The sequence below is a fragment of the Finegoldia sp. genome (genome assembly GCF_046991905.1).
Classification (GTDB): domain Bacteria; phylum Bacillota; class Clostridia; order Tissierellales; family Peptoniphilaceae; genus Finegoldia.
On sequence record NZ_JBKWZF010000025.1, the window covers coordinates 1 to 18,817 of the forward strand.

At 28.8% G+C, this 18,817-nt stretch carries 10 protein-coding genes; all 10 read right to left on the reverse strand.

Annotated features, from left to right (window positions below; all coding sequences use genetic code 11):
- Positions 1–1,381: ABC transporter ATP-binding protein (locus ACLUJM_RS09270; RefSeq protein WP_412412716.1), on the reverse strand; the 1,381-nt coding region annotated here is incomplete at its 3' end.
- Positions 1,374–2,090, reverse strand: a complete 717-nt coding sequence (locus ACLUJM_RS09275) for an energy-coupling factor transporter transmembrane component T (protein WP_094206767.1) — start codon at positions 2,088–2,090, stop codon at positions 1,374–1,376. The genes ACLUJM_RS09270 and ACLUJM_RS09275, both read right to left, overlap by 8 nt.
- On the reverse strand, positions 2,087–2,686 hold the full coding sequence (locus tag ACLUJM_RS09280; RefSeq protein WP_002842343.1) for an MptD family putative ECF transporter S component: 600 nt from the start codon (positions 2,684–2,686) through the stop codon (positions 2,087–2,089). Before ACLUJM_RS09280 ends, ACLUJM_RS09275 begins: the two co-directional genes overlap by 4 nt.
- Positions 2,679–3,758 carry a Gfo/Idh/MocA family oxidoreductase gene (locus ACLUJM_RS09285; protein WP_002842344.1) on the reverse strand — a complete coding sequence of 360 codons (1,080 nt, stop codon included), beginning with the start codon at positions 3,756–3,758 and terminating at the stop codon, positions 2,679–2,681. The genes ACLUJM_RS09280 and ACLUJM_RS09285 overlap by 8 nt, the downstream gene beginning before the upstream one ends.
- A gap of 3 nt (positions 3,759–3,761) precedes the next feature.
- Positions 3,762–4,883 (reverse strand): saccharopine dehydrogenase, encoded by a 1,122-nt coding sequence (locus ACLUJM_RS09290; protein ID WP_412412717.1) that lies wholly within the window; start codon positions 4,881–4,883, stop codon positions 3,762–3,764.
- A complete protein-coding gene (locus ACLUJM_RS09295) occupies positions 4,880–9,601 on the reverse strand; it encodes a condensation domain-containing protein (protein ID WP_412412718.1) in 4,722 nt (1,573 codons plus the stop codon). The genes ACLUJM_RS09290 and ACLUJM_RS09295 overlap by 4 nt, the downstream gene beginning before the upstream one ends.
- Positions 9,576–10,316 (reverse strand): hypothetical protein, encoded by a 741-nt coding sequence (locus ACLUJM_RS09300; RefSeq protein WP_412412719.1) that lies wholly within the window; start codon positions 10,314–10,316, stop codon positions 9,576–9,578. The genes ACLUJM_RS09295 and ACLUJM_RS09300 overlap by 26 nt, the downstream gene beginning before the upstream one ends.
- A gap of 8 nt (positions 10,317–10,324) precedes the next feature.
- Entirely contained in the window at positions 10,325–16,534 is a 6,210-nt protein-coding gene (locus ACLUJM_RS09305; RefSeq protein WP_412412720.1) for an amino acid adenylation domain-containing protein, read from the reverse strand.
- A 12-nt stretch (positions 16,535–16,546) separates the two neighbouring features.
- On the reverse strand, positions 16,547–18,133 hold the full coding sequence (locus ACLUJM_RS09310; protein WP_412412721.1) for a (2,3-dihydroxybenzoyl)adenylate synthase: 1,587 nt from the start codon (positions 18,131–18,133) through the stop codon (positions 16,547–16,549).
- Positions 18,130–18,816 (reverse strand): 4'-phosphopantetheinyl transferase family protein, encoded by a 687-nt coding sequence (locus ACLUJM_RS09315; protein ID WP_002842315.1) that lies wholly within the window; start codon positions 18,814–18,816, stop codon positions 18,130–18,132. The genes ACLUJM_RS09310 and ACLUJM_RS09315 overlap by 4 nt, the downstream gene beginning before the upstream one ends.
- Position 18,817 lies beyond the last annotated feature (1 nt).

Below are 18,817 nucleotides of genomic sequence, written 5' to 3' on the forward strand. Positions count from 1 at the left end.
TTTTTTCTAAATCCAATACACGATTGCAAATTAAACTTGCAAATTCAAAATCATGGGTAGCTATAAAAATAATTTTATCTTTTGAATGTGACTTCAATAATTCTACAGTTTTAATCATATTTTTATAATCAAGCCCACTTGTAGGCTCGTCTAAAATAAAAATTTCTTTGTTACACAATAGTCCACAAACTATGGCAAGTCTTTGCTTTTGTCCCCCAGACAAAGTGTTAGGGTGGCTATTTTTATAATTATATAAGTCAAAATCATTTAGCAGTTCATTAATTAAATCATCTTTTACGTTCTTTATTCCTAATTTACATTCAGCAAAGACACTATCGGCAAATAATTGATAATTTACGTCTTGCATAACCATATAAGATATTTGCTTTCTTGCTTTTTCATCAATTTCTTTAGATTTTAAAATAAACTCACCCTTATAATCAGTATAAAGTCCACAAAGAGTTCTTAAAAAAGTAGTTTTCCCTATGCCGTTAGATCCTAAAACAGCAATAATATCACCCTTGTTTGCAGAAAAACTAAGTCTATCTGTAAGGCATTTATCTTTCCTATAAATTGAAACATTATTTACCTGTAAATAAGACTTACCTATAATTGGTGATTTTTCTTTTATATTTAAACTAGGTTTGTTTCTTGTTCTTAAACCCATAGTCTTAATTTCATCTTCAGATAAACTTAAAAAATCTTTATTGGAAAAAATTTTATCAATTTTCCCATTCTTCATATAAATAATTCTATCAACTAAATCCATTATATAATAGATTCTGTGTTCAGATATAATAACTGTTTTACCACTCTCTTTCAACATGGATAAGTGTTTTTTTAATATATCTATTGTCGGTATGTCCAAATTAGAAGAAGGCTCATCAAGTAAATAAATATCTGGATTTGTTGCATAAACTGATGCAAAAGCAATTTTTTGTTTCTCTCCTCCAGATAAATGAAAAATATTTCTATTTTTTAGTTTATTTATTTCTAATTTCTTGCAGGTTTCATCTAATTTCTCTTCTAAAATTTTTGTTTCTACTCCTTGGTTTTCTAGTCCGAATACAATTTCACTATTTGTATCCACATTAAAGAATTGGGTTCTAGGATTTTGAAAAACACTGCCGACATTTTTTGAAAGTTCAAACATTTGATAGTCAGATAATGATTTATCATTTATTTTTACATCACCATTTAAATCTCCTTCATAATAATATGGTATCAACTTATTTATAAGCCTTGTAATAGAGGTTTTTCCAGAGCCAGAAGAACCACATATTAAAATAAACTCTCCTTTTTTTATTTCTATATTTATATTATCTAGGCTAATATCCTTAGAGTTTCTATATTTGAAACAAACTTCATTTAACTTAATCATAAAAATACCTCAAATATATTGTAAATGCAGTAATTACTACTCCAATTATTAGAGATAAATAATCTAAAATTCCAAAATTAATCCTTATAATTGAAGTTCGTTTATTTGGTGATTCAATTCCTCTTGTGATAGAAGCTATAGTTAATTCATCTGCTGCTTTTGCTGCCATAATTATCATAGGAGAATAAATGCATTCTACGGTTAAAGAAGGGTTTTTTATAAATCCAAAAAAGGATGGAGAAATTCCTCTAAACCTCATTGAATCTTTTATATATAGCCAATCTTCTTTTATAGTTGGTATATACCTAAGCATTACTGCTAGGGGGATAGAAATTTTTTTAGAAACACCAACATAATCCATAGCAGATAAAAACTCCCCTACTTTCGTTGTGCTAAGTATTATCATAGAGAGCATACATACCGGATAAATTTTATTAACTAAACCCAAAAATGGCATAAATATGCTTCTAAAAGTATTACTTCCATATCTTACAATTAAAATACTAAGAAAATATACTAATAGATATATTAATATCCCAGTAAAAGCAATTTTGATTTTTCTATTTATAAGACTAAAAATAGCAATTAATGCTACAAAAGCTAATTCATATTCTATTGAGGGCAATATACTAGATATAATTATGCACAAAAATAGTAAAACTATTTTTGTGCATGGATTAATATGTGTATTCAATTCTCCTGAAATCATATAATACCCGCCTTTTCAAATTGCTTTTTCAAAAGTTTAGAACCTATAAAAGCACTAAATAAAGCAACTAAAAAAGTTCCAATCACAATAACATAAATCATCCAATCAGCAGCTGCTGCATTCATAGACTCTATATATGTTATATCTGTCCCCTTTTCTATCATTGCATTTGACCAAGACTTAGGATCCATAAAATATACGACAAAAGTCCCTATATCTCCAAGTGCAAATACTCCAAAAGAAAGGATGTTTGTTTTTTTACTTTTATATGACTTGCTTCCTGCTATAAATTCAGCAATTATCCCCATAACTAAAGTTCCAAGACCCATAGCCCAATGCATGCCAGTTGCAAATCTCAAAATACAAATTATTATTGCCAAAATAGCAATAGTTCCTCTTTTAGCCACTTTCGAGATCAGAAACATAAATATTATTCCTGATAAAAGAGCACTACCCATTGGCTGATAAAAGGTTAATACAGGATTCATTCCAAAAGGCATTCCCCCAATCATATTAAATATAAAATAGAGAGCTGTAAAAACCCCTATAGTAATCAAATCCTTTGTTTTTAGACCATTCATATTATTTTTATTCATTTTTTCCTCCTTTTAAATCATTAATTTTAATTGCATTTTTTTTATACGGTTGAATTATTTTACTTTGTCCAAGCTCTCTAGATAATTCACCCCATGTCTCTATCGCTGAAATCAAGTATTGTTGCTCCACTATATTAGCCTTTTTACTATCTATACAATTTATAAATTCTATAATGGACTTTGAAATAGAATTAACCCAACTTAATTTCATCATACTACTATAAGTTTCTTCGTTATCTTCAGCTATTTCAAATGTTTTTAATTTCGAAAACTCATTGCTTTCTTCTAAATTAAATTTTCCATTTTTATCATGTGGCTTATCCAAACAGCTCTCCCATATTATAGGTCCATTTGTACCTGATAATGTCAAATTCCCTGAGTTCGTTATAAACATTATTTTATGCATTAATAACATGTAATTATCTGGATTTTTCGCAGTCATTTGATTTTGCACACTTATACATATAGGAATATCGTTTATATACCCTTCTATAATCTCAAAAGGTGATTCTATATTCTGCGTAGATATATTTCTAAATTCATAAGGTTTTAGTCCTCCCAAAGCTCTTCCCAAAATATCTATAAGAGGAAACAATACATGTACACTACATTGTGCAGAAATAAATCTAATTTTCGACAACTTATTTAGCTTTTTAGATAAACTCAAAAATGTATCTACACTTTTTAAATTTGGATAAAATGTGTTAAGTTTATAAAAACAAGAATTTTCTCTTGATAATTTCAAAAACTCTATATATTCTTTTAAATGAACTGGTTGTTCCTGAATTACATTTACTCCATTCTTTAACAGTTGCTTAACCAAATCACTGCCTGCCCCACCTATCAATGTTGACCCTATAACAACACAAGCCAAATCTATTTCATTAAGATTCACATCATTTAAGGTTGTATATATTGGTATTTTATACTTTTTAGCATAACTTTGAGACAATTCACTACCTTTTGACAAAATGCCTACTATCTGAAATTTTTCATTCATATTTTCGATAGCTTTTATATAAAACTGTCCAAATCCTACACCACAAACCAATACTCTATATTTGTTTTGCATAACTTATATTTCCCCCCTTTCTTGGCTAACACAAATTTCATCTCTTATTGATTTGCCATTTAATTTAATATCTAAAATAGCTTTTCTGTATAGCAACTCTTCTAAAACATCTTTACTATCCAAAATCTCAAACGCCCACATTGTTTTATTTATGTCATCTCTATCCAACAACTCTTTTACACACATTGCTGTTAAATAACCGTTTATAAGATAAGTATCTCCACATATAACTTCTAAAAACTCCTCATATTCCCCAAACCCATAGTCTAGAATTATAGAACATTGATACTTGTATTGAAGTAAATTATCCTTAGCTTTTCTTTTACTTGATATTTGCTCATTAATGTAATCGGCAACTTGATATACTTTCTCCAAGGAATATTCTTTCTGGATTTCTGAAACACCCTGTCGTAGAATCTTATCATGCTCTGGGTTGAGATACACATTATTCCAATAAACTTCATTATTAGGAAATTTTTCAGAAACATTTAATAACTCTTTAGAAATATATTTTATACATACAGAATTCAAAGGTAAAAAATCAACATTATTTTGTTCTTTTAAATCAACTTCTCTGCTTATTTTTTTCTTTTCTCCTTTAGAGATAAAACAATTGGTCTCAATATATCCATCTAATGAACTCATTAAAACATCAATTAATGCATTTAATGTCACTTTCTCATTTCCTCCAGCATACATGTAAATACGTTTTAAGTTTTTTGAATATTTTTCATTGAGCCACTTCAAAACAATTCCAGATAATCCTGGGAAATTTCCAGTACCTATTACAGATTTTGTATTTAAAATTATTTCATCATCCAATAAATTAACGCCAAATAAATCAACATATTTTAAATCAAGTTTTTTTATTGCATGTGCAATTTTAGGGCTTGTAACATATGAAGGTCCTGTCGCATTAACTATCAAGTCGCAATCCTTACAAAAAAGGTACAACTCTTTATCATTCAAAACATCAACGGATACGTGCTCAATATATTTATCTACGAGATCTTTTTTTATATATCTATGTCCACATCTTAACCTATACCCACTTTGCTTCAACTCCTCAAATACTATATTCCCGCAAAAGCCACTAGATCCCAATATACCTATCTTTTTTTTCATTGTTTTTTATCTCCAAAAATATTTTTAAATACTTCACTTGCCATTTTCCCATTTAAACATGTTAAGTGATTCCCTTTTATTTTTTGTAGCTTTATATCCCCTAAAGTTGCATTCTTCCAAAATTTTTCATTATCAATATTATCGAGCGGTAAAAAAGTAAATTTTTCATTATCACAATATAAAACTTTTACATCTCCTACATAATTTTCAGGCTCATATAGCATAGCAGCCTCAAAACTTTGAGAGAATATGTTAAATCTTTGCTTAATATTACTTAAAGTATTTATTTCATTAAGCTTTTCGTTTTCAATGCTATTTAACATCCTATTAAAACGCTCATTTTCATCTAATGTACTAAATTCTACATAACATTCTTTCACATTCTTAAATTTATCAATAGACTCTAAAAATAAATCATCCCTTTGCATTAATTTAAGATTATAATTCTTCGATAAGTATAGTAAGCTCTTTCTCACTTCTTCGTCTGAAACTGAATGACCAGCTTTATTAATATTCGCTCCTATGAGTTGTGCAAATGCCCTTTCTAATAGAAAATTATTTAGTATCATCTTTTTGCATATCATAGTATCTATTGTGGTCACCATATTTACCTTCAAACCTTTTTCTAATAGAACTTTACCAGTTTCAATAGCTATCAACCCACCCGTACAAAATCCTATTAATTCGAATTCTTTTTCTCCCGTCTGCTCTAATAGATTTGCATACTCGTATCCTAATGTTGATATCAAGTTATCTGGAGATATTGATAAAAAACTTTTTTCATCAATATTTCCTAATCCGTATAAATTATACTTATCACAATTTTCATTTATTAATGGTATCAAGCTCGAATATGGTCCCAAGCTTCCTAAACCATCATGAAATAAAACACATGCTGAATTCGTAGTCTTTTTCTCACTCAGTAAAATTATTTTTCCTATACTCTCATTATCTTCTTTTAGTTCTTCTTGCGAGTTAAATATAAAATTACTACACATTTCTCTTAAGGAATCTGATTGAATTAAGCCCAACATTATCTGATCCCAAGGAACTTCTTTAAACTCTGCTAAGTTTTGTTTCATTTTAGAGGCAATCTGTGCTGCTATTAAAGAATCACCTCCTAATTCGAAAAAGTTGTCATTAATGCTCAAACTTTCAACTTTCAATGTTTCTTTCCATATTTGAACTAAATTTTTTTCTAAATTAGTTGCAGGTCCAACTTCCTTCTTATTTATTTCTTTTATTTTTACTCTTTTATTAATTCTTTCCTTTAAATCATCTCTTAGTTTTCTTCTATTAATACAAGCTTCCCTTGTAAGAGGGATTGAATTAATAACATTAAATGTATTAACTCTAATAGGATAAGGCAAGAGTCTTAATATATTATTTAAAATTCTTTTTTTATCTAAATCAATAATACTTTCTCTAAATTTTACAATATATAAACATTGTCCCAAAATATCTCGTTCTCTGCTATTGTCTGGAAAACACTTCACCAAATCACCATTGCAATAATTTATGATTTTATTCATGTCATTCATTGATAAAAACACTTGATCCGTATCTTCTCTAAATCCTTTTATATGGTCTAAGCCTGCATGAAACTCCATTGAAGTTAATAACGCATAACTTCCGGGTAAACCTTCAAGAATTACTAGATGTCCATTTCTAGTAAGCATTCCCTTAAATTGTTCTAATACTTCAGATTCATCATTTGCATTATGAAATACATTATTGCAAATTATTAAATCAAACTCTGAATTATTCATTCCCTGTTCAAAATAATCTTTATTTATATCGTAAATTCCAAAATCTATATTATTATACTTTATAAAATTTTTTTCTGCTTCATTAATAAATGACTGAGAAATATCAGTAAATAAATACTTTATATTATAATTTTTAATTTGCTTCATTAAATCAATAGTGGTTCCTCCAACTCCTCCCCCTACTTCTAAAATCCTGAAATCCTTGTTAGGAAAGCGTTGATTGAAATCATCTATAATATCATTAATATATTTTATCGTTGCTTTATTCATTATGTTACTTATAGGATTGTTTTTATATGCTGCTAAAGCTACATCAAAAGAACCATTTGGGAAAAATAACTCAACTGGATTTATCTTTCCTTGTAGCAATTTAATTAGATTCACTCGTGATTCATAAAAATAATTCATCATTATATCGCTGTATTTAACGTGCAAATCTATCTCTTTCCATTTTTCCCATGCCTTTCCTATATTATCTACTCTACAACTATTTAATTTGTATCCTCTGTTTGCGTTGTATTTAATAATTCCCTCGGAAATAAGTGCATTAAGCCATCTTTTCAATAATCTTTTGTATATATCAACAACCTTTGTTTCATAATATATTTCTTTAATAGAATACCACTTGTTTTTATTAACAAATACTCCTAATTTTAAAAATGTTTGAAAAATATCCTCTATAGCCGTTTCGTTTGATGCCTGCATCCACCTTAAAAAATTATCCAAGTTAAAGTCATCCACATCTTTTATGTTGAACTCCGAAAATTTAATATTTCTGGTATCTTTGGTTGCTTCAGAAAAATTTGGTTGGACAAACACATCTACGCTACAATCATTTTTATTGGGGACAATTGCAGACTTATGAATATCTTTTAAAGAATTAATTTTACTTTCAATTTCATAAACATTAATATCGTTACCCTCTAATTTTACATCACCAGTACTATCATGGGTTACTATTATACTATCTGATGTATACATTCCTCTAAATTTTGTTTTCGCAAGAACATTTTTTTGATCAGTACTGTTATATATGTCACTACTTGACTCATCGTTCGATTTTTTGTTGACGAATATATCACCTACAACCCATTCTGGGCACATAGACAAATGCTGATCCAAAATAGAAACTTCACCGCTCGATAGATTCTTGTTAAATGAAAGCAAATTATCTTCATGATCCATCTTTACATACTCTTTACATAAAATCATATACTGCTCATTATCTTGAATTGTAAAATCATCAATCATAAATATAATTCTAAAACTTTCTAATAACTCTGGAAATTGATTTATTAAGCTCATAGAGTCAATAGCAGTTATAACAATTAAAGTTTTAGAAATTATTGATTTTATTTTTGATTTACGAATATGATTTTTACATAACACTTCAAGTTGATGCATATTGACCTGTATGAATTCTGAGTCCATTATCATTTTATTATATTTTTGTTGTGAAATATTTTTGCACAGGTTTAATGTTGATTGAGATAATAAGCATATTAATAAATTCGTAATTAAAACACGGCTATTGTTATTTTCACAAACTAGTAATTCATCAGCTTTTCTTACTTTCAATAAATCAATTTGTTTTCTGACAAAAGAAAATATGTTTTTAACCTTGATAGGATAAAATCTCATTTCACCTAATTGATCCATCTCCTTTGAAATGAGTGTAGCCTTTGCTATATCAGTTATTTCAAATTTATCTGGTTTTTCATCATCAAAATCTTCTATCTGTTCCAAAGAAATAATTTTTAAATTTTTATAAATCTCTCCATCTAAGCAAAAATCGTCAATATCATTAATTAGAGCAAATTTAATATCATACTTCTTGTTTAGCGACTCTATTTCTAATAAATCTTCCGTTTCATCAATAGGTAATGCTCCCCCTCCTATTGATAATATTGCTAAGATAGCTCCGACTTTTAAAAAAGCATCCGGTGAATTAATTAAAACAGTATCTCCAGCTTTGCATTTATTTATAATTAATAAATCTCTAATATTTCTTACTAGCAAACCTAATTTTTTATACGTATATTTTTGATCATAATTATTCAATATTATTTTAGAAGCCATTTCTTCTAGATATAGATTTCCAATAAAAGATTCAAAATTCATATTGTCATTAAACTCCGATGACAATATATGACTCTGGCCAAATGTTCTTAACACTTCTTTATCTTTGCTAGAGTTTTCTTTACGTCTATTTAGTATAATATCAGAGAATCTTGTAAAAGCTGATTCAATCATACCTTTAGGGAATATATTATCTCTTACATCCCATGTAATCAATATTCCACCCTTGTCTCTCATTACCTGACAATCAAGTATTACTTGTGGGGTCTGTGTTATTTTATAAACCAATTCCCCAAAATTACTTATACTGTTACTTTTAATGTTCTCTTGAATGCCTAAAGCACTTGTAAAAACATATGGATATATTATATTCTGTTTTCTTGATTTTGATACTTCTCTAAGAACTTCAATACCTGAAAAACTTCTATTATCAATATCCTTCCAAAGTTGAAGCTGGATATTTTGTGCATTTTCCACAAATTCATTTTCGTTTAAATTGCTTATTTCTAGTAAATTGATATCAGTAAAATCCCCTACAATAGAACTAATATTAGGATGAATATCATCTCTCTCCGAAATTGTGACATTTATACAAAATCTTTTTTCGCTAGACCAACGGCTTAATACTTCTGCATATGCTGTTAATATAAACGCTGTTAGGGTTATTTTGTTTCTGCTACAAATATCTTGTATTTCTAATTCTCTCTTTTCAGTTATACGAAGATTAAATTGTTTTATTGATACATTTCCTTCACTTGATTTGGTTGTTAATGTTGGTCCTTCAGGTAAATCTTCAATTTTTTTCAACCAATAATCTTTCGCTTTATTATAGTTGATTCGATATTCACTTGTTTTTTTTGAAGTTTTCATCGAATACTATAATATCTCTAAATGTTATTCCTTTGTTTTCTAACTTAATATCTTCAAAATATGAGTCCTCAAGATCTCTAATTATAACTCCAATGCTTGTAAAGTCTGCAATCAACATATCCAAAGACAAATGAATTATACTGTAATCATCAAATGATGTTATTTCTATGTCATATAGTGGCCATTTCCCTAACTCATAAGTCTTTGAAGATAATCTCTTTCTAACATTTTCCAAATGTTCGTCATTAAAATGGTATTTTGAACACCTTTTAGTATATCTTATATCTGGAATATTATAATCCTTTAAGATTTTTTGTTTTCCATCATTGTAAATTACAGCATGTAACATTTCATTTGCTATTATTACATCAGTCCAGGATTTCTTAAATTTAGCTATATCAATTACAGGATATTTTATTTCACAATAAATTTTACAGTTTGTTTGTCCATATTTATATAGCTCCCCTTTACCTACTGTATAAGCTAATTGCATATTTGTTAAATCAAATTCTTCATTTAAATTTTCCTTGTCAATTATTACAGGAGAGCAACTTTTTGCAAGAAAATCTATTAACTCATCTCTTATCTTAGAAAGTTCCTCTTGAATTGCTTTATTCATAACACCTTTTGGGGAATTATAGCATAGTTTTCCATTTTCTAAAAATAACCTTATGCCTTGCTTCTGATATTTTAGAATAGTTTTTTCTATCGACATATGCCCTCCTATATAAAACCTATTTCATTATCATTGTTATTGTTTTTATTCCTGTTATTTATTTCCTTAAAGACAGCATTAGAAAAATCTTGGAGCATAGGATTTTCTAATATTACAACCATAGATAAATTAATATTAAATGTTTCGTTTACTAAGTTTGTTAATTGCACAGCATTAAGCGAGTTGCCACCAGATTTGAAAAAATCATCTACCAACTCTAGTTTCTCTACTTTTAATACATTTTCTACAATCCTGACTATCTCATTTTCAAATGTTTGTATACTCTCTTCTGACTCACTATTGAGGTTTTTATCATTCCTGTTGTTTGAAATTGATTTTTTAATAAGGTCTTTTTTCTCAATATGGTTTATTGTCAAATCCATTTCTGTGTCATCATTTGAAATTCTTATTAATTCATCCACTTTTTTGTTGCTTGATTCTAAAAAATCATTTATTAATTCTACATATGCGTTGAAACATATATCTATCTCCTCATTTATGAATAAATTAGTTACATAATCCCATGTCAATATAAGGTCTTCATCTAATTCTATTACTTGATGATCTAACCATACTTGAGGCGTTTGGCTTATAGAGTAATTTAACTCACCGAGAAAATCTACATTTCTATTTCCTTTCATTCCTAAGCCACTTGTAAATATAATTGGAGCAATCATATCTGTATGTTTCTTCTCTCTTAAATCTCTTAAAAACTCTATTGAACTATATGATGAATGCATCATATCAGAAAGGAGTTGTTCCTGAATTTCCTTTGCATTTTCCAAAATAGTTTTGCTTTTATCAAGTTTTATTTCCAATAAACATAACTGAGTAAAGTCTCCCATAACTTTATGAATTTCAGGATGAATATCTTCCTTTATAAATTGTGTCACATTAACTACAAAATTATTGCTGTTACTATATTTGCATAATATTGTAGAAAATAATGATAAAAGTATAGTTGTTGGTGTTACCTCTACTTCAGTCGCTAATCTTTTAATTTCTATCCAATCGTCTCTCTTTATTCTAGCTTCTTTTCTTTTAAATCTTTGTTCAGAGTTATTTCCATCATTTTTCATAATGGATAATCTTGGCATGATAGGAAATGAGTCCAACCTGTTTATCCAATAATCTTTATCTCGTTCATAATGAAATCTGTCTTCTTGTTTTTTATATAAAACATAGTCTCGAAATGTTGGTTCAATAGTTTCCGAACTAAAATCTCCATCATATTTAAGCTTTATTTCTTTTAAAAACTCAAACATGCTCCAACCATCAAGTATTGCATTATCAATTCCTATAAATATTCGAAATAGAGTTTTAGTAATTTTAGTTACTTTAAAATCAAATGTAGGAAAATTACTCAAATCTATAATTCTATGCGAAAGTGATTCTCTCATTTGCAATAAAATATTTTCTTTAGCATCATCATCCAAAGTGCTTAAATCATTTATATTTAATAAATAGTATGGAACTTCTTTCAGAATTACTTGTTCTCCTGAATTTAATATTATTGTTCTTAAAGCAGGATTATATTCAATGATGTCATTTAACGCTTTCTGTAGTTTATTGACATTTATATCCATACTATCGAATTCAAAATAACAATGTGTTGATACATTCCCTAAGTTATACGCCCCCTGTCTACCTATCCAATAAGCCATTTGTACATCAGTAAGTGGAAATGGCTCATATATGTTTTCTTTATCTGGCACTAAAGTTCGTATTTTGCTTCTATTGATAAACATTTTGTTTTTATCTATAAAATCCGACAAAGAAGCTACAGAGGCACTCTGAAAAATGTCTTTTATCGAAATTTCTATCCCCATTTTATTTTTGACTTTCCCGATAATGGATGCTGCTGTTAATGAGTCCCCTCCAACGATAAAATAATTATCATTAACTCCAATATTTTCATTGCATAAACATTCTTTCCAGATATTCAATAATATTTTTTCTGTATCTGATATGTCATTTGTTATTTCTTCTGAAATAACTCTAGAATGCTTGACATCCTTCAGTAAATCTTTTTTAAGCTTCTTTCTATCTGCTTTTCCATTCTTATTCAGTGGGATTTCATCCACATGATAAAAATAAGTTGGAATCATATAATTTGGAACTATTCCCAACAAATAGTCTTTTAGATCTTCAAATGAGATTTTATTACTTTTTAGTTTTTCGATAAAAAAAGTATTGAAATTAGCCTTGGATGACTCATTGACATTGCTTTCATAAAGAATTCTACTAATATCTGTTTTTAAATTAATGTCGTTATTAATTCCTATGTTTTCTGGATTCAATATATCAGCTGTAATCAGAGAAAGTAAATTTAATTTATTAATTTCATTTCCTACAAGTAACCCATTTGGTTTCAATTTCTTTATTAGCTTCTTTAATGTCTCTCTTGAATCTCCACTCCTGTGAATTGAATTTAATGCTATTACCACATCAAAATAATCCTCTTCCAATCCATCATTTATTTCTTGATTAATAATAGAATATCTAAATTTACTATTTTCATTAATATCAGATAAGTCTTCTTTTAAAAACACAGAATTGTCTGCATAAACATATTCCTCAACATAATCTTTGTATTTATTAAATAATCTATTTGTCATTTGACTGTTTCTAGTTGAATATTCTATGATTCTTAATTTTCTGTCTGTATTCTTATCTATATAATTATTTAGAGAGTTTACTATACTATCTATAGATTCTTTATAATCTTCTATGGCTTCAGCAAGTCTTACTAAATTAAATTTTTTATCTTCTCTGTAGAAAACTTCTAAAGGATCTCTCCCTGTTTTTAAAATATCTATAAGCTCTGGTGTAATTTCTTTTGTGAATCTTTCAATTTCCTGTACTGATTCCACGTCTATTTTTATTTTAGAAATAGAGCTATCTTCTTTAAATCTTCCATCAACCTTTTTTAAAAGCTTAAAGTTTACTAGTGTATCAATCCATTTGTCCACTATTATTCTATTTGAACTTGACAAGTTTATATCTTTATATATTTCATTTAAAGAGTAACTTTTACTAGTAAAGTCAATCTTTAACCCATTAAATACATTTAAAATGGTTTTCAAAACTAGTTTGTCAATTTCTTTGTTTTGGTATATAGTTTCATCATTTGATGAAGGTATTTTAGGTTTTACCAAAAAAGAAGTATTAAAACCTTGATTTTTTGGCATGTTGTTAACTTCATATGAATTAACATCACTTTTAATAAAGGCTACTAACTTCTTGCTTCCTCCTCTTTCCATTAAATCAACAATTACATTTTCTACCCCAGCATACTTTGCTATAGCTTTCTCAATTTCACCAATTTCAATTCGATGTCCCTTAACTTTAACTTGAGTGTCTTTTCTACCAAGAAATTCTATGGTACCATCGTTCCATATTCTTCCGTTATCCCCTGTTCTGTACCACCTTATATCATCTTCTACAATGAATTTATTATCGGTTAATTCAGTATCTCCTCTGTACCCTTCAGCAACACCTACTCCTCCGATTAATAACTCGCCTTTAACATAATTAGGACAAGTTCTGCCAAAGTCATCTACCACCTTATATACTTGATTCTCTAGAGGCTTTCCATACGGTATCGAAACCCAATTGTTCGGAATTTCTTTAGGTACATTTAGATAGTTTGACCATATAGATGCTTCCGTAGCCCCACCCATGGCTACAACAACAGAGTCATTGCTCATATTATAAAATCTTCCGGGTAGATTTAAAGCAATCCAATCTCCTGATAACATAACAACTCTAAAAGGTAATTTTCTCTTTTTTCCTTCAGCCATTGTAACTAACATGTCAAATAATATTGGAACTGAATCCCAAATAGTAACATTATATCTATCAATTAATTCAAGCCATTCATCTGAATTCCTATAATTGTCTTCACTTGTGGTAATAAATGTACCACCAGCATGTAAAAGTCCAAATATATCAAACACAGAAAGGTCAAAATCTATAGAAGACACCATTAAGACAGTATCATTAGTGTTAATGTTATATTTCTTATTCAGGTCTATACAGGTGTTGATAGCACTAGTGTGCATTATTTCAACGCCTTTTGGCACTCCTGTTGTCCCTGATGTCATAATAATGTACGCACTGTCATATGGACTAACTTGAACAGGACTTTCTAATTTCTTATCGCTATTCATACCTTTATCTAAATCAATAATCTTAACTTCTTCGTTATTCAAAGAACAACTAATTATTGTTTCTTCATCACTTATTATGTGATTTATACCAATTTGATCATATATTTTACTTCTTCTTTCATTAGGCTGTGTAATTCCTATAGGTACATATGCTGCGCCGCTAAATAAAATTCCAAAAATAGCAAAAATTTGTCTGCATCCTCTTGGAAGTGTTATTCCTATATAATCACCCTTTTTTATGCCTTCTGATTGTAAATAAAAAGCAATTTTTAAAGCATTATCATAAAGTTCTCCATAACTTATCTCTTCACCTGTAGAAGAGTCTATAATTGCCACTTTACTTGGATTTAATATAACATTTTTAATAAATCCATCATAAATTCTTTCATCTGGATATTTTAGTGGAATAATAGCTTCAATTTCTTGCCTTCTAATTTCCTTTTGCCTTTGAGATAAAACATCTGTTTTCTTATCCCAATTTTCTTTTTTAGTTAAAGAAATAAGGAGTTCATAAAAAGCATCAAACATATCATTTAATAATTCTTCTGGGTAAAGTTCTTCCACAGCATCCCAACATAAAATTAACTTTTCATCTGTTACATAAGTCTGAAAATCCAACCAAACACCTGGTGTTTGAGAAATCATATATGAAATTCCCCCAAGTGCTTCTCTTGACTTTTGCGTTTCTAAAGGATAATCAATATTACAAGCAAACACAATAGGAGCCACGTTATTATTGTTACCTATTTCTTTATACATGTCTCTTTGAACTTGGACACCAGAATATGAGCTATGCGAAACATTTTCTAAAAATACTTCACTAACCCTCTCTATAGTTTGTATCAATGTTTCCCCTAGTCTTCTCACATAATCTACCAATAATAAGTTAGTAAAATCTGCAATCATATTACTTAAATTACTGTTTTCAGTATCCCTATTAAATAAAGGCATATTTATTAAAAACTTTTCTTGATTAGTCCATCGTTCTATTACAAGACCATAGCAGGCCAATAAAACCATTGATGGTGTTACTTTATGCAAAGAGGCTAGTCTTTTTATTTCACTCCAACTTTCTTCATCTACCACTTTCTTTCTTCTAATAAACTTAGTTTCTTTAACCATTTCAGGCCTAATTTTTAGTGGTAAATTAGGTGCTTCCATAGGAAAGTCATTTTCAATTTTTGTCTTCCAAAAGTCCTTATCCTCTTCTAATTGTAATTGATTGTCTTTATTATCTCCAATATAATCTTTGAAGGTATAGTCTATAGAATGTTTTTCACCTTCTCCTACATAATTTCTTGTTAATTCTTTAATCATAATGCTTAGACTCATAACATCCGCAACCAACAAATCAATATCTAAAAAGATTTTTGTCTTTCCCTCAGGTAATAAAGCAATTCCAAGACCTGCTACTTCACCTTTTTCGACCTTTAATTTCCTATGAGATATTTTTTCTCTAATTTCATTTAAAGAATCCTTAATTTCTTTATTATCTAGATTCTCTAAGTTGTATACACTAATTTCGTCTGTGTAAGGAGACTCCATGATTTCCTGAGTGCCATCACTGTTAAATTTTGCTCTCAACATTGGATGATCTTTTTGTAATTTTATCCACGCTTCATTTAATTTTTTAACATTTATATCTTTACCATCAATTTCTAGATAGGCATGACACCCTACGCCTCCCAAAACCTGATCATCTTCTCTACCAACCCAGTAAGCATATTGCACATCTGTTAACGGAAATTTAATACCAACATATTCTTTGTTCTTAACTATTTCTGCTTCTTTTGATATAAATTTATCGTTAATTTTTGCACTCTTAATTAACATTTCCCATTCATTAAAAGTTGGTTTTTCCATTAATTTAGAGAATGATATCCTAATACCTGATTTTCTTAACTTATTAGATATTTTCATTATCATAATAGAACTTAATCCTCTTTCTATTAGATTATCGCCCTTCTCAAAATCATCGTTAATTTCCATGCGAATATGTTCTTTAATGGACTGTATCACTTTGTTTTTTATATCATTTATCTCCATTGCTAATTCCTCCTATAAGGCAGATTTTCTAAGTGTTTCTTTACTTATCTTACCAACGCTTGTCAATGGCCAAGCATCAACCTTTTTAACTAAATCTGGTAATTTGAAATGGGCTACTCCATGCTCTTTTAGAAATGTTCTGATTTCATTTAGAGTAATCTCGTTATCTCCTGAAAGGACAAAAACTCCTATTTTTTCTCCTAAAATTTGATCTGGAATTCCTACAACTTGTACTTCTACAATTTTATTGTGAGTTAATAGAATTTCTTCTAGCTCTGTAGGGGTTATTTTTTCTCCAGCTCTATTGATCATTTCTTTTAGCCTTCCTACAATTTGAAAATTACCATCTTTAAGCTTTCTAGCTTTATCACCTGTTTTGAAGTAACAATCTTCAGTTATACAGTTCTTATTAATTTCATCTAAATTATAATAACCATAAATTGTATATGGGCCTCTAACTATAAGTTCTCCATACTCCTCTACAGGTAATTCTTTCCCTTCTTCATCAACAATCAATACCTCATCATATTCACTTATTGGTTTACCTTGTGTATTGTATATAGTTTCACTATCATCATCTAAACTTGTAGTTGATATTAAACCTTCAGCAATTCCAAAAATTTGCTGAAGCTTACAAGAAAAACCTCTCTCGATTTTCTTGGCTGTAATTTGGTCTAAAACAGAACCACCAATCTGAATCAATTTTAAAGAGGATATATCATATTCATCCATTTCTAAAAACTCTATACACATATTAGCCATGGCAGGAACTAATCCAGTAATTGTAACTCTCTCTTCTTCAATTAACGGTATTATCTCATCAGGGCTTGTAGTAGGGCAAATCACTATTTTCCCTCCATAAAACAATGTTCCCATTATTCCAGGGCATCCTAAAGGAAAGTTATGAGACATCGGTAAAGCAGCTAAATATACACTTTCTTCAGTTAACCCACACCTTCGTCCCGAATACTCTGCTACATATAAGTAATCACAGTGTCTCCTTGGGATTAATTTCGGTATTCCTGTTGTTCCTCCAGATAACAATAGTAAACCTATGTCTTTATAATCAACATTCACATTTTCTTCAATAGGCGTATTTGCTTTGATTTCTGTTAGAGATCTGAACTCTTCATTATCTCCCTGAATAAAAACTTTTATATCTGTTCTATTTTCTTTAATAACTTCTCTAATCATTTCCGTATAAGAAAATCCTAAATACCTATCTTGTGCGATATATGCCTTTGCTTCTGATAATTCAATTATTCCACTAATCTCCGTCTTTCTATGAGCTGGTAAAGACATAATTGGAATTACTCCTATTTTAAAAAGAGCAAAAGCCACAAAAATCAATTCAGCACTGTTTGGTAGTTGTAATACAACTTTATCACCCTTTTTAAAGCCTTCTTTTAAAAATCCCTTTGCATATCTATTAGAGATACTTTCAATCTCTTTATAAGAATACTCGTTTCCATTTTCATTGATGGCTATTTTTTCACTATATTTATTGGAAACTTTAGTTAAAAAATCACCTAGAGATAAATGATTCCAAACCTCTTTGTCATAGAAGTCTTCTAATTTTTCTTTAATTTTTATATTCATTTTTCCTCCGTTGTGCAAATTGCCCCTATATACCCTGAATTATCTCTAATCATTCTAAGTTGTTTATTGTAGCCTTTACTATCTCTTAACTCAGCCCAATTCTTGCTAATATTTATAACTTCTATCTCCTTAGTATCTCTGATTAGACCAATACCATCACATTTTAAGTAAGCTTCCTTAATCGTCCATAATTCATAAAATTTGCAGAAATCCTTATCTATATATTCAATTTCTGAATCTGTAAAACAATTATTTACTATATCTTTGTACTCAAATCTCTTATTTATCCATTCTATATCTACGCCTATTTCTTCTTGAGAGAATCCAACTATTACAAGACCATCTGTATGGGAAATGTTGAACTTTATTCCTTTATTGTTTTTAACAAATGGTTTTTTGTACTTTCCATTTAATACCTCTATTTTTTCAACATCTTTTCTTAATATAAAGGAAAAAACTTTATTTACTACGCTTCGAGATACAATATAATTTATCCTTGCTACCTCTGATTTAAATCCTTGAGCATGTTTAATTTCTTCCTTTTTTAAAAATTTTTCTGTATAATATTTATCCTTAAATTCAGATGTGTTAATTGTTAATAAAGCTACTTCATTATCAAAAAACCTATCAACAATACAGTCGATTTCATCAAATTTAAACACTTGTAAAATTTTTGTATCCATT

Bases quoted from the DNA above. Each gene is read 5' to 3' on its own strand.
- ACLUJM_RS09275 (WP_094206767.1), bottom strand. From the start codon at position 2,090: ATGATTTCAGGAGAATTGAATACACATATTAATCCATGCACAAAAATA.
- ACLUJM_RS09285 (WP_002842344.1), bottom strand. From the start codon at position 3,758: ATGCAAAACAAATATAGAGTATTGGTTTGTGGTGTAGGATTTGGACAG.
- ACLUJM_RS09310 (WP_412412721.1), bottom strand. From the start codon at position 18,133: ATGAATATAAAAATTAAAGAAAAATTAGAAGACTTCTATGACAAAGAG.
- ACLUJM_RS09315 (WP_002842315.1), bottom strand. From the start codon at position 18,816: ATGGATACAAAAATTTTACAAGTGTTTAAATTTGATGAAATCGACTGT.
- ACLUJM_RS09295 (WP_412412718.1), bottom strand. From the start codon at position 9,601: ATGAAAACTTCAAAAAAAACAAGTGAATATCGAATCAACTATAATAAA.
- ACLUJM_RS09300 (WP_412412719.1), bottom strand. From the start codon at position 10,316: ATGTCGATAGAAAAAACTATTCTAAAATATCAGAAGCAAGGCATAAGG.
- ACLUJM_RS09280 (WP_002842343.1), bottom strand. From the start codon at position 2,686: ATGAATAAAAATAATATGAATGGTCTAAAAACAAAGGATTTGATTACT.
- ACLUJM_RS09290 (WP_412412717.1), bottom strand. From the start codon at position 4,883: ATGAAAAAAAAGATAGGTATATTGGGATCTAGTGGCTTTTGCGGGAAT.
- ACLUJM_RS09305 (WP_412412720.1), bottom strand. From the start codon at position 16,534: ATGGAGATAAATGATATAAAAAACAAAGTGATACAGTCCATTAAAGAA.